This window comes from Shimia isoporae, assembly GCF_004346865.1.
Lineage (GTDB): Bacteria > Pseudomonadota > Alphaproteobacteria > Rhodobacterales > Rhodobacteraceae > Shimia > Shimia isoporae.
In genome coordinates, this window is sequence record NZ_SMGR01000001.1 from 1,593,360 (window position 1) to 1,606,197 (window position 12,838).

General features: G+C 55.5%; 9 protein-coding genes. 5 read left to right on the forward strand and 4 right to left on the reverse strand.

The annotated features are described in order from the left end of the window. Positions 1–41: 41 nt before the first annotated feature. Positions 42–218: a hypothetical protein gene (locus BXY66_RS20435; protein WP_165929126.1), complete on the forward strand. Its 177-nt coding sequence runs from the start codon at positions 42–44 to the stop codon at positions 216–218. Positions 219–705: 487 nt separating this feature from the next. On the opposite strand, the gene BXY66_RS07840 is transcribed toward BXY66_RS20435, so the two are convergent. Further along, positions 706–1,332 (reverse strand): TetR/AcrR family transcriptional regulator, encoded by a 627-nt coding sequence (locus BXY66_RS07840; protein WP_132859584.1) that lies wholly within the window; start codon positions 1,330–1,332, stop codon positions 706–708. Between the two features lie 65 nt (positions 1,333–1,397). Between BXY66_RS07840 and BXY66_RS07845 the strand changes: the two genes are divergently transcribed. Next, on the forward strand, positions 1,398–2,546 hold the full coding sequence (locus BXY66_RS07845) for an aromatic ring-hydroxylating oxygenase subunit alpha (protein ID WP_132859585.1): 1,149 nt from the start codon (positions 1,398–1,400) through the stop codon (positions 2,544–2,546). 165 nt (positions 2,547–2,711) lie between these two features. Further along, positions 2,712–3,344: a tyrosine-type recombinase/integrase gene (locus BXY66_RS07850; RefSeq protein WP_132859586.1), complete on the forward strand. Its 633-nt coding sequence runs from the start codon at positions 2,712–2,714 to the stop codon at positions 3,342–3,344. Positions 3,345–3,698: 354 nt separating this feature from the next. On the opposite strand, the gene BXY66_RS07855 is transcribed toward BXY66_RS07850, so the two are convergent. Both BXY66_RS07855 and BXY66_RS07860 read right to left on the reverse strand, forming a co-directional pair. Beyond that, positions 3,699–5,519 carry an SLC13 family permease gene (locus BXY66_RS07855; protein WP_279432488.1) on the reverse strand — a complete coding sequence of 607 codons (1,821 nt, stop codon included), beginning with the start codon at positions 5,517–5,519 and terminating at the stop codon, positions 3,699–3,701. Between the two features lie 93 nt (positions 5,520–5,612). Then, positions 5,613–6,872, reverse strand: a complete 1,260-nt coding sequence (locus tag BXY66_RS07860; RefSeq protein ID WP_132859588.1) for an MFS transporter — start codon at positions 6,870–6,872, stop codon at positions 5,613–5,615. A gap of 395 nt (positions 6,873–7,267) precedes the next feature. On the opposite strand from BXY66_RS07860, the gene BXY66_RS07865 reads away from it, so the two are divergent. Both BXY66_RS07865 and BXY66_RS07870 read left to right on the forward strand, forming a co-directional pair. Beyond that, complete coding sequence (locus tag BXY66_RS07865) at positions 7,268–8,524, forward strand: efflux RND transporter periplasmic adaptor subunit (RefSeq protein ID WP_132859589.1); 1,257 nt, start codon at positions 7,268–7,270, stop codon at positions 8,522–8,524. 3 nt (positions 8,525–8,527) lie between these two features. Then, positions 8,528–11,596 carry an efflux RND transporter permease subunit gene (locus BXY66_RS07870; RefSeq protein WP_132859590.1) on the forward strand — a complete coding sequence of 1,023 codons (3,069 nt, stop codon included), beginning with the start codon at positions 8,528–8,530 and terminating at the stop codon, positions 11,594–11,596. 49 nt (positions 11,597–11,645) lie between these two features. On the opposite strand, the gene BXY66_RS07875 is transcribed toward BXY66_RS07870, so the two are convergent. Then, a complete protein-coding gene (locus BXY66_RS07875; protein WP_132859591.1) occupies positions 11,646–12,668 on the reverse strand; it encodes a patatin-like phospholipase family protein in 1,023 nt (340 codons plus the stop codon). Between the last annotated feature and the right edge of the window lie 170 nt (positions 12,669–12,838).

The following is a 12,838-nucleotide window of genomic DNA, read 5'->3' on the forward strand; positions in this document are numbered from 1 at the left end:
TGCGCCTTGCGCGAACAAGCGGAAAAGAAGAAGTTCAAAGGATGACCACCCTCGCAGACCACCTCGCCACATCCGACCTGTCGGAAATCCGCGTACAGGCGCAGCCGGTAGAATTCGCGGTCACGATCGAAGGTCTGCGCGAGAGGCTCAATCGTGGCGACGTACGCGATGCGGCCCATGCGCAATCCATCATCGACAGGTCAAATCTCCGCGTCTGAACGCAGACTGGTAATCGGCAAAACCTCTCGTCCCGAACGACAAGAATCCTTCACTGCGGGGCGAAGAATTAGTGGGCAAAACAATCCTCACCCCAAGGCGAAGAACCGCTCACAGTCCGTACCCACCGACCGCCTCACCTCACTCAAACGCAGACCAGATGAGGTCCAATCAACGGGCAATCGTGAAAACAAGCGATCCAGCGCTGCCTTAAGTTAGAATGGGCTAAAGGTGGGCTTAACACTCTGCGGTAAGGCGGCTGTCGCTTCGATCTGAACCAATTTCCGGTAAGTGCAGATGGCGACGATCGCAAAGCAAACCGCCCTTTTCGACGACGTCCGCTCCCGGCCCTTACCGGTCGTTCGCAGGATCCCTACGCGCTGCATCGCAGCTTTCCTTAAGCTGCCGTTGGCTCATTGATGCAGCATTTTAGTGGGTCCGAGGTCGGCAATGCGGACGAAGCGGCCTTCCGTCGTTTGAGGTCGAAGGTCAGCATTCGCTGTTTTTACAAAGACGCGCGATTTCATGTTCTGCACTTTCGAGGATGAACTCGGCTAGGGCCTCTCGCGTATCCATACCGTAAATTCCTTCAACCGTGGGCAGCGAGATCACCACGTATTGGACAGATCCGATAAAACTATGGGCCTCCGCGAGTGCAGCAGGTCGCGATAGGCCAGATTGATTGGGCAATGCTCTTACAAGATCGATCAGGCGATCCAGATAAGGCGTGAGTGGCCATGATCGCGCTTTGGGGTCACTGTCGAGCAGCGCCCGCATGACCAGCCGAATATCTTGCGACGATTCAAGAACACTCGTCACTATCGCTCGATAATAAGCGGCAAGATGCGTCCTGGCATCTTCGGCCCTGGCTGTTTCGATCTCAGCGCAAAGCCGGTCGCACAATGCACTCAGGACTTCGGCATAGAGCCGTTCTTTGGTTCCAAAGAAATGCAAAACCGCCTGTTTGGAAACACTTGCCTCTCTGGCTAAGACGGCAAGGCTGACCCCGTCAAATCCATCTTGGGCGAATAGCCGAGTGGCGATCTCTATGTAGTTTTTGCGAGGATCAGACGTCATGAAAGTAACCTGTCGTTGCGCCGTAACGTTACGTAGCATGGGATTGTCTGCTTACCAATCGTCAAGTAACCTACCGAATGGTAAGGGGGTCATAGGAGGGCGTTATGGATCGTGAAACAGAACTTGGCCTGATCCGAGAGATTATTGGCCTGGCAGAGCAGAAGTCCGCCTTTCTGGACGCTGAAATCGCACATTCACCGATCTCTCGATATTCGAGCCCGGAACGGTTCGAACGTGAGATGGCGCTGGTCTTTCGTCGGAGGCCCGTCGTTGCGGCCCACAGCTCTGAACTTGAAAGCGAGAATGCATTTCTCTCCAAGGATTTCCTCGGCCTGCCACTTCTTTTGACCCGCGATGGAGAGGGCAAAGCCCATGCTTTCCTGAATGTTTGCCGTCATCGGGGCGCCAAGATCGAGCGCGAAACCTCTGGCTGCAAGCGTGTGTTCACGTGTCCGTACCACGCGTGGAGTTGGTCGAACCAAGGCGTGTTGCGCGCAGTTCCACAGGAGGCGCAGGGCTTTCCTGATCTTCCACGGTCCGAGCGTGGCCTGCGCCGCCTCCCGACCGCCGAGGCGCACGGCTTTATCTGGATCATCGCAAACCCGGACGCCGCAGACATACCGGATATCGACGAATGGTTGTCCGGCCTGACGCCGGATTTTGACTGGCTCGGGCTCTCTGATCACCGGATCGCGGTCATGGAAACAATCGAGATCAATGCCAACTGGAAAGTTCTGATCGAAGGCGGTCTAGAGGCCTATCACTTTCGCATCGCGCATAAGACCACCATTGGCCCACATTTCCCTGACAACCTTTTGACGTATCGGCAATTCGGTCCGCACATGCGCGCCGTTCTGCCGCGCAACGCGATGCCTCAGCTGGGGGACACGCCCGAGGAAGACTGGGCGCTGCGCAAAGACGCGAACTTAGTTTACACGCTCATGCCCAATACTCAGATGCTTGTGCAACAAGATCACTTCATGTGGTTTCACATTGAGCCAGTATCCGTCGATAAGACGTTCTTTCGATCGGCGACCGTTGTTCCGAAGAGCGCACCGAGCACGGAAGAGATGGAAAAGCATTGGCAGACAAACCATCGGATCTCGATAACAGCCCTCAAAGAGGATTTTGAGATTGGCGAGGAGATCCAAGCTGGTTTCGCATCACGCGGCAATCCCTCTCACCTCTTTGGGCGGTTTGAAGGTGCGCTGAACAGGTTCAATCTCACCGTCGAAGAAATGCTTGCGAGTTGATCTATACCTGTGGGTCCGCCAGTAGCCGACTTTGGTGCACAGCGCAGCATCAGTTGAGATGGGCTCGCAGCGGACCTCGGAGGCCGTGCAGCATCCCGTGATATGGTAGCCAGGTCAACGTCGGGTTGTCGCCGTGGGAGGGAGTGGCGGATCAGAGGATCCATCATGCAAACACCAAACTTACCCGCCATTCGCGCATGTCGCCCTGCCTGGAACAAAGGCCGCGTTATAGGGCAGAAACGTCCGCTTTTGCCTAAGCATGTCTGGGCAATTCGAGTTCGACTTGAAATCGCTGAAAATCACCGCGACCTCGCGTTGTTCAATCTTGCCATCGACAGCAAACTTCGGGGCTGCGATCTGGTCAAACTGAAAGTCGCGGACGTGTACGCCGCGGGTCAGGTTAAGGAGCGGGCGTCAATCATCCAAAGCAAGACTCAGAAACCTGTCCGCTTTGAGATCACCGAGGGAACACGGAAGTCCATATTGAGATGGATGGAAGAGCCGCTAATGATCGGCTCCGAATTCCTATGGCCAGGGCGTTTCCATGAACGGCTGCACATTTCGACAAGGCAATATGCGCGATTGGTACGAGACTGGGTGAAATCAATCGGTCTGGAGCCGAGCGCTTATGGAACACATTCAATGCGGCGGACGAAGGTTGCGCAGATCTACAGGAAGACCGGCAACCTGCGCGCTGTTCAGCTCCTGCTTGGACACACCAAGATGGACAGCACAGTCCGATACCTCGGTGTCGAGCTGGAAGACGCTTTGTCGATCGCCGAGGCGGTAGAAATTTGAAGGCAATGGGCCGTCTTCACGGACGGCCCAAAGCCGACCTTGGTGATCTTTTGCTCAAAGACCCTTGGCTGTTGCTTCTGAAGCTATTTCAACCAAATGTTTTGTTGTGCTTTGGTGAATTAGCTCGTGGATCTTGTTTAGGACGTTCTTGCGCATGTTCAGTGCACATCACGAAGGTAAGTCTCCCAAATGCCATTTAGGCAATCGGAGTGCTGGAATTAACTGTTCGACACGAGTACATCCAATTTTGCTTCGCGGTCCCACAATTTGCCCAATTTCCACGAAGACCGTAGCTCAATGTGCAAACTTCTCGACGAGCACCTTCGCTAGACCGCCGCCAGTAAGTGGTCCATTTTACAGCGGAAAGAACCACGGAGTGATCCAAACCGTGATTACCCCAACGAGCGCGGTGAGTGGTAAACCAATCTTCAAAAAATCCGCGAAACGGTAGCCGCCAGGGGCGACGACGAGTGTCACAACAGGTGTCGAGACCGGGGTGGAGAACGCCGCAGACGCAGCCATCAGTACACAAATCGCCATCGGGTAAGGCGAGACGCCGAGCGTTTCGGATGCGACGATCGCAATCGGAGCGACAAGGACGGCGGATGCGGTATTGGACAGAACCAACCCAAGCGCTGCGGTGATCAGAAACAGGCTTGCCATCATCACTTGAGGTGAGGCATCCCCCACCAGATCAAACAGCGCATCTACCACGACATCGGCTCCGCCGGTCTGTTGTAGTGCCGTCGCCAACGGTAACATCCCGGCGACGAGGACGATGCTGCTCCAATGAATGGAGCCATAGGCAAGCTCGGGTGTCAGCGTGCGGAACACAACCGCTGCGGTGGCCGCAACAAGAACAGCGACGACAACCGGAACGAGCCCCGAAATACTCAACAAAACCATCGCCGCCAAAATCAACAATGCTGTTGCGAACTTGTGGCGCGCTACAGGCTCGCCAAACCGCTCCTTTGGGATGTTGAGGAGCACAAAGTCGTGGTTCAAATCGGTGAGATGCTCGATGTCATTCCAACTTCCTGCCAACAAAAGGCGGTCGCCGGACTTTAGCTTTGTGTTAAAGGGGTTTTCCAGTGCGTCTTCACCACGCACAACCCCGACCACTTCGATGCCGTAGACGTCGCGAAACTCAAAATCGCGAATGGATTGTCCGACAATCGTAGCGTTTGGGTGGACAAGAACATCGGCAATCCCCACTGAGTCACGCCATTCTGCCGTATCTTCACGCACATGGTTGAGCATGTTGAATTCCGGACGGCTGTTGAGTTTCTCAATTTCCGCTTCTTCGCCCACAACCAACAACCGGTCCCGCGCATAAAGAGCCATTTCGGGAACAAAGCTGTCAGCAACTTTTTGGCCCTTGGACGGACGGCGACGCGCCAGAATACGGGCATCCAATCCCTTGAAAATCTCTTTGAACGAAAGCGATGGCGCCTGTGCGACTTCAAACACATAGAAGCGCTCCAGCAGATTGTAGGCGTCCAACAAGGCCACCGAGGGCGTTTGTGCATGTGCCGGAGCGGCCCCGGCCGCGCTGCTCTCTTCTGACTGCGGTAAAAGGCGGCGCGCGAAGGCCAGCATATACACAACCGCAGCCAATAAAATCACAAGGCCGATTGGGAAAAAGCTAAAGAACCCCAGCGGAGCATAGCCCGCGTCCTGCAGGCTATCGCTCACTACAAGGTTGGGTGGCGTTGCAATCAGAGTGAGCATGCCGCTGATCAATGCGGCGTAGGACATTGGCAACAACAGTCGTGACTGGGATATGCCGGTCTCTGCAGTGATGCGTAGGATGATCGGTATGAAAATCGCAACGATTGCCGTGGAACTCATAACGCAGCCGAGAAAGGCAGCGCCCAGCATCAGATAAATAACCAAACGGTTTTCGTTCTGGCCGCCCCGTTTCAGGATCAGGTTCCCAATGGCATGGGCGACGCCAGTGCGGTCCAGCATCTCTCCAATGATCAAAAGTGCGGCAACCATAATCACGACGGGGCTGCCAAACCCAGCCAATGCCTGATCTGCGGTCAGAATGCCTGAGAGAATAAGCGCTACGACGACAATAAGCGCGACGAGATCAAACCGAACCCGGTTGCTGGCCATCATGGCACCGGCGATACCGATCAAAATAAACACGAATAAGACGTCGGAAGTCACCTTATCAAATTCCCTCAGAAGACATTAATGCACTGGTGCAAAACCCAGAAAAATCACACTTGTGGCAATGGTTACATGCCCAAGCATGCCTTGTCATCGCTTAGATTGAGGTGCCAGTTCGGCGCTGGTGGTGAGCGTGCTTTCGCGTTTTGCCTGCTCAGCTTTGGCGGTTGGTGAAGAACGGCCAAGTCGCCAATAGACAAAAGCTGCGTAACCGCCCATGCAGGCAAAGTTCAACCAATTCAGGGCACTGTCTCCCAGTAGGCTGGTGACTGCGCTTGCGACCAAGGGGCCGGCAATAGAGCCTACTGTCCATACGAAAAGCATCGTGACAGAAGTGGAAGAGATATACACCGGAACCGTTCTGTCTAGCGCATGGGCCACGATCAGCGAATAGATCGTCAAAAGGCTCCCTCCCAAAAGCATCATCAGCACTATGAAGAACCAGAACGCCACAGACGCATAGTCAAAGCGCTGCGGGGCGTAGTCCGGGTCAGAGAGTATGCCCATCGCAAGCAAAACAACCGCACAGACCAGCGACACGCCAAACACAACCCGGCGGCGGTCGATGCGATCGGACAAACCGCCCAAAGGAAACTGGAAAACAACTCGGCCCAAGTAGATCGCCGCAATCGAGATGGCGATGTCGACAGGTTGCACCCCCAATTGGGCTGCGCCGTAGGGCACAACGTTGAGAATTGTGGTCGTGACGACCCCGGTGGCAAGCGCACCAATGGCTGCGGTTGGCGCTTCTTGAAACAGGGCGCGAACACGTAGGTTTATCTTTTTTCCGGAATCCGGCGGCGACATGCTGGTGGTGGTAATGACGACAATCGACGCGCAATAAAGCAGCGCAATGACCAAAAACACCGGCCCCAGATCACCTTCTGCAAAGAAGATAATTCCCTGACTGGCCACAGCCACAATGCCGATGACAACGGCATAGATCGACAGAACTCGCCCTCTGGATTGGCCATCTGCCGCCTCGTTTATCCATGCGTCTCCGATGGCAAACAGCGACGCCGTGGCCAAGCCAACCAGAAACCTCAGCACGATCAAGACCGCGGCATTTGAGCCGACGGAAAACAGAATGGCGGCGATTGTGACCACCGCAGCGGATGCCGCAAACGCGCGAATGTGTCCAAAGTCCGCGATGGAACGCGAAACGACGAAGCAGCCGAGCAGGAAACCTGTTGCATATGCGGATGCTGCAAAAGATGCCGCTTCTTGGGAGGCGCCAATGTCAGCAAAAACCAGAGGGACAAACGTACCGGATGCGGACGTTGCAAGCTGGATCGCTGCCATCGCGACAAATACGGATTTCAAAGCTGATACTTGCGCCTTTAGAGACATCAAACAGACCACAAGAATAAAAAAAATCTGTTGTGTCAGTGTGCTGGCCTGACGGTGGCTGTGTCAACTCGTTAGGCATCCGGACTGTTCTGAGCCCTGAGTTTCTTACTTCGGGGGCAAGTGTGTCGCACCTATGCGGCAATGGATGCCGTGCTTTGCGATCAACAATGCGATGGATTTGAACGCTTTAATCAGTTCTTCGGCGCACTTGAAAAATTAATACCGCAAGCGTTCGCAACTGTGCCATGCTGATCTCACACATTTGGTGCTTACGGGCGCCGACAGTTTTTGACTGATTGCACTTAACGATCCGCGCACCGCGTAAGGACTACAAGAAAAGACCATTTTCCTTCGCTCTCTCGGGATTTCGAAGCTACTGACGAGGACTACTCTGCATGCAACTGCTCACAGCCATTCTTTCTTTCGGCACAGCTCTTTTTCTTTCCAACCAAGTGACAGCGCAAGAAAACGACGCCCCGCCTCGGCCGGCCAAGGTGCACGTAGTGACAGCACAAGAGTCGGTTCTAAGTCGGAGCTATCCGGCTGTTGCGTTTCCATCTCGCGAAGTGGCGCTTTCCTTCCGCGTCGGCGGACGTGTCGTCGACCTGCCCATCCGCGCATCGCAGGCTGTAAAGGCCGGTGACTTGATCGCGCAGCTGGATACGCGGGATTTCGAAGCCGATGTGTCCCAGCTCGAAGCCCGACTGGATGAAGCCGAAGCGCAGTTGCAAATTTTGAAAACCGGCGCCCGTCCTGAGGAAATTGCAGCTCTGAAAGCCGCCGTACAAGCCGCTTCTGTGCAACTTGAGCAGGCACGCGACGAATATGAGCGCACAAAACAGCTAGTGGAGCGCGGTGTGGTTGCCGCCACCGTCGTGGAGCAACAAGAAGCAGCGGTACGCGTTGCTGAAGCCGAATTGGTGTCACGCAACGAACAACTCACAATCGGACTGATTGGTGGCCGACCCGAGGAGGTCTTGGCCGCTGAAGCAGGAATTCGCGGCCTCAAGGCGCAGTTGCAAGCCGCCCGCGACACTCTTTCGGACGCCACCCTGCGCGCGCCTTTCGACGGTGTGATTGCGCGCCGTTCCATCGAGGCCTTTTCCAACGTGCAAGCAGGCGCAGACATTGCGCTGTTGCAAAACATCAAGACGCTTGAGGTCGGCTTTGACCTGCCGGGCGCTGATATTGTTGCGATGGCCAACAAGGGATTTGACCTGTTTGAAAACGCCGTGACCTTCGACGCTCTGCCAGACCTGGAACTTCCAGCCGATCTGGTCGAATTTGCAACCCAAGCTGACACCGCCACCCAAACATACCGTGGCCGGCTACTGGTCACACTTCCAGATGGCGCCGTCGTGCTTCCAGGCATGGTCGCACGCGTGCATATTAGAGGAAGCAGCTACGAAGCGGCAGTCGTGTCCGTGCCTCAATCCGCACTTGCCGCGGCGCCGGACGGGTCGACATTCGTGTGGAAGGTTGATGCAAACAGCAATGCGGTAACGAGCGCCCCCGTGACTGTGAGCGATGTCACCGAAAGTGGCACAATCGTTACTTCCGGACTGTCCGCCGGTGACGTCGTGGTCTCTGCCGGCATTGGCGACCTGCAAGACGGCACAATCATTCGTCCCATTCAGAAGGTGGGAGAATAACTGATGGATCTCGCTCGTTTTGCTGTCGAAAAGCGCGTTATCTCTGCGCTTGCGACCCTTCTCATTATAGCTGCTGGTCTGTTTGCCTATGGCAAGCTGCCGCGCTTTGAGGATCCGGAATTCATCATCCGACAAGCGCAGGTGGTCACACCCTATCCTGGGGCCACTGCAGAAGAAGTCGCATCAGAGGTCACCGAAGTTATTGAGACCGCCCTGCAGGAACTTTCAGGTGTGAAGGAAGTCAAATCTGTTTCTTCCCCGGGTCTCAGCACGGTTAATGTCGAATTCACCATCCAAACCACCAAAACCCATGCCGATTTGCGCCAGCGGTTCGCCCAGATGCGGGCCAAGATCCTGGATACGCAATCAGATCTGCCGCCAAACGCTCTGGAAACACAGGTCTATGACGACTTCGGCGATGTGTATGCCTTGTATTTCGCAATTGTCGGAGACGGTTACTCGATTTCTGAGTTGCGGGATTATGCCAAGCAATTGCAGCGGCAACTGCTGACAGTCGGCGGAGTATCGAAAGTGGTTCTGAGCGGAGTTCAAGACGAAGTCATCTACGTGGAATACTCCACTGCTCGCCTCGTCGAACTCGGCCTTTCGCCTCAGCAAATTGCGCAGGTGCTTGAAGGGCAAAACCTTGTATTGCCTGCGGGATCAGTATTGGCCGGTAGTTTCCGCATCGAAGTGCGCCCTCAGTCCGCCGTTGACTCTATCGAGGCTATCGAGAACCTGCGGATTGCCAACCCCGAAACCGGCGCCTCATTCAGACTGTCCGATATAGCCTCTGTGTCTCGGGGCCTCGCCGAACCGGCAAGTCTTCAGCTGTTCCGAGATGGCAAACCCGCTATTGGCATTGGCATATCCAACACTCTGGGCGGTAACGTTGTTGCAATGGGCGACGCCGTCAAAGCAAAAATGACAGCGCTGACGTCGGAACGTCCAATTGGTATAGAGCTTTTGCCGATCTCCGATCAATCGTCTTCGGTCAAAGACTCCGTCGATGACTTCGTCCTGAACGTAATTCTGGCGCTGGTGATCGTGGTGGGTACACTTCTGATTTTCATGGGGCTCCGCTCCGGCGTGCTCATGGGCGGTATCCTACTGGTGACCGTGGCCGGCACCCTGGCTGGCATGTATCTTTACGGTTTGGACATGCAACGTATCTCGCTAGGCGCGCTGATCATCGCGCTTGGCATGCTGGTGGACAACGCGATCGTTGTCGTCGAAGGGACGCTCGTGCGGGTCCAACGGGGCGAGGACGCCCGTTCTGCCTCCATCGCGGTGGTCAACCAGACCAAATGGCCTCTGCTGGGCGGTACGGTTGTAGGCCTATTGGCTTTCTCCCCGATTGGTTTCTCTCCGGACAATACCGGCGAATACGCAGGCAGCCTATTCTGGACGATTTCTATTGCCCTCCTGTTCTCATGGCTGGTCGCAATCTGGCTCACGCCGTATTTCTGCACACTTCTGATGAAGGCGGGTAAGACTGCGGTTGTTGCAGAAGAAAACGCTGTTTTGAAGGGCTACAGAGCCGCTCTTAAAGGCGCAATTCGAATGCGCTTTGTCACGGTTGGTGTGGTGTTTGGCCTTTTCGTCTCGGCGGTTCTGGGCTTTGCGCTGGTGCCGCCGGGTTTCTTCCCGAACAGCACCCGACCGCAATTTGTGATTGATTATTTCCTACCGCAGGGATCGGACATTTCGCAGACCAACAGCGATATTGCCGCCATCGATGCCCATGTGCGCACACTTGAGGGGGTGATCGGAACCAACACTGCCGTTGGCGGCGGGCACACACGCTTCATGCTGGTCTATAGCAGCGAGGACAGCAACAGCGCTTACGGACAGATCCTCGTTGATGTAGAGGACTACCGCCAAATCGACGCTCTGAGACCCCAAATACAGTCCTGGATTGAGGAAACCTTCCCGGCCTCCAATTCCAAGGTTTGGAAGTTTGTCTTGGGGCCGGGTGGCGGCTCGGTGATTGAAGCGCGTTTTTCCGGCCCCGACCCAGTGACCCTTCGAGAGCTGGCTGAAAAGGCCAAGACTATCTTTGACGAGCAAGGGGCAATCGCCATCAAGGACGACTGGCGGGAGCAAGTTCAGGTCATCCGGCCGCAGATCAACACGGAGAACGCCCGCCGCCTCGGGCTCAGCCAAGCGGACATTTCGCAGGCGATCAACGGCCATCTTTCCGGCGAAATCCTCGGGCTTTATCGGGAGGGCGACGAGCTCCTCAACATCACGATGCGCCCCTTTGAGCGCGATCGCAACGATGTGGGCGCTTTGCAAAACCTACAGGTGTTCAGCACCGTCACGGGCACCTATGTGCCAATATCACAAGTTGTGGACAGCTTTGATCTTGTTTTTGAAGCGGGTAATTTGCGTCGTATCAACCGCCAACTTGCCATCACGGCGCAGGCCGACAATCCGCCCGGCGTCTTGTCCGGAGACACGTTTGAAATGGTTAGGCCCCATGTCGAAGCCATCGACTTGCCCCCAGGCTACGCGCTTGAATGGCAGGGCGAATACGGAGACAGCATGGAAGCCAACGAAGGCCTAGCCTCCACTATGCCTTTGGGATTTGGCGCGATGATTGTTGTGGTCATCCTGCTGTTTAACGCAGTGCGTCAGCCTTTGATCATCTGGCTCACCGTCCCCTTGGCCATCATTGGTGTTGTGTGGGGCCTCGCTGCCACTCAAACCCCGTTGGAGTTCATGGCAATCTTGGGGATGCTATCGCTCACTGGGATGCTGATTAAGAATGCCATTGTTTTGATTGATGAGACGGACACCCAAATCGCCAGCGGCAAGGAGCGCATGGACTGCGTGGTGGATGCCGCTGTGTCGCGTGTGCGGCCAGTGGCTCTGGGTGTTCTCACGACAGTACTAGGGGTGATGCCGCTGTTGTGGGATCCGTTCTTTCAGTCGCTCGCAGTTGTGATTATTTTTGGTCTGAGCTTTGCAACGATCCTGACGCTGATCATCGTGCCGACACTCTACGCCATCTTCTTTGGCGTGAAGAACGATGAAATCAAAGGCACCGACGAGCCCGAACCTGCGTGATCAGATCACTGGCCTCACCTCGAAAGAGGTGGGGCCGGCAGAATTCCCGTTATCGGGGCGGGCCACTTCGCCAGAAATCTCCGGATTTGAAACTGTCATAGCCGTAGCTATAGAGCGCACGCATGTATTCCGGATCAAATGGTTCGGCGAGCGGCAAGGTAAAGTCTTCTCCAATCCACGCAACCCGGTAGCGTGCGTTGGTAGCACGCGCGAGTTTATAGCCAAGCTCCAATTCACTGGCGCCCTGATTTTTGGTCAACGTTGTAAGGGAACGCTCGGCGATTGAGAGCAGGTTTGCATCCGTCACGTTGGGCTCAGGCGCGATCTTGCCGTTGCGGATCAAATATAGCGTCGGACGACCGGCGAGCTGACTGCTGTGTCGCCAGCTGTTCAGGCTTGTCGACTGGGAGATAACGCCGCCATCCACGTGCAATTCGTCCCGCACACCATCAGGCGTTTCCACTTCGATCAGCACAGGTGGGAAAATCGCCGGCATTGCGGAAGAGGCCAACAGCACGTCCCGGAACAGGTCTGGCGCGTTTGGCGCCCCGCTGGCGGCGATGGCACCGAGATCCCAGATAACGGCTCGCTGCGCATCAAGACTTGTGGTTTGTACCAACAGCCGGCGCCCGCGTTCGTGTTGTTTTGCGATAGCCGCTAGGAATTCCGGTGTAATGTAGGCTTCAATCGTTTCACGGAGCGGCTCCGAACTGTAACGGGATGCGTTTGGCAGAACCCCAAACAATGACCGGACCTTAAAGATGCTGTCTGGCTCCAACCCACCAAAAAACTGGCGCAAGTCGTCATCGTAGTCTGACCCTAGATAAGCAAACGGCGCAGCCAGAGCACCTGTCGAAACGCCTGTGACCACAAGAAACTCAGGGCGCGAGCCACTTTCTGACCATGCCTTGAGTGCCCCGGCCGAAAAAGCCCCATTCTCCGCACCACCGGACAACGCCAAGACATTGAATGCACCGCCCAGTCCAGCCGCTCGTCGGCGCGCGTCAACGTCTCTATTGAGCGCTGATATGTTGGCCGGCGGCGTGTCTCCCCAAAACCGCACATCCTGCATATTGGGAACTTGCGGGTCATCTAGGTCCGCCAGCGAAATAGGGTCTCTATGAATGTTGGAACTGCAGGAACAACAAACCAAAGTGACAATCGTCGCAAGGATGGCCCTGGTTCGCCCCTTCGTCGAAAAGGATAATGTGGATTGGGTCACGTATTGGATCGCTACCTGAA

Excerpts from the sequence above, each read along its gene's own strand:
- BXY66_RS20435 (WP_165929126.1), top strand. The coding sequence starts at position 42 with ATGACCACCCTCGCAGACCACCTCGCCACATCCGACCTGTCGGAAATC.
- BXY66_RS07840 (WP_132859584.1), bottom strand. The coding sequence starts at position 1,332 with ATGCTACGTAACGTTACGGCGCAACGACAGGTTACTTTCATGACGTCT.
- BXY66_RS07845 (WP_132859585.1), top strand. The coding sequence starts at position 1,398 with ATGGATCGTGAAACAGAACTTGGCCTGATCCGAGAGATTATTGGCCTG.
- BXY66_RS07850 (WP_132859586.1), top strand. The coding sequence starts at position 2,712 with ATGCAAACACCAAACTTACCCGCCATTCGCGCATGTCGCCCTGCCTGG.
- BXY66_RS07860 (WP_132859588.1), bottom strand. The coding sequence starts at position 6,872 with ATGTCTCTAAAGGCGCAAGTATCAGCTTTGAAATCCGTATTTGTCGCG.
- BXY66_RS07865 (WP_132859589.1), top strand. The coding sequence starts at position 7,268 with ATGCAACTGCTCACAGCCATTCTTTCTTTCGGCACAGCTCTTTTTCTT.
- BXY66_RS07870 (WP_132859590.1), top strand. The coding sequence starts at position 8,528 with ATGGATCTCGCTCGTTTTGCTGTCGAAAAGCGCGTTATCTCTGCGCTT.
- BXY66_RS07875 (WP_132859591.1), bottom strand. The coding sequence starts at position 12,668 with ATGCAGGATGTGCGGTTTTGGGGAGACACGCCGCCGGCCAACATATCA.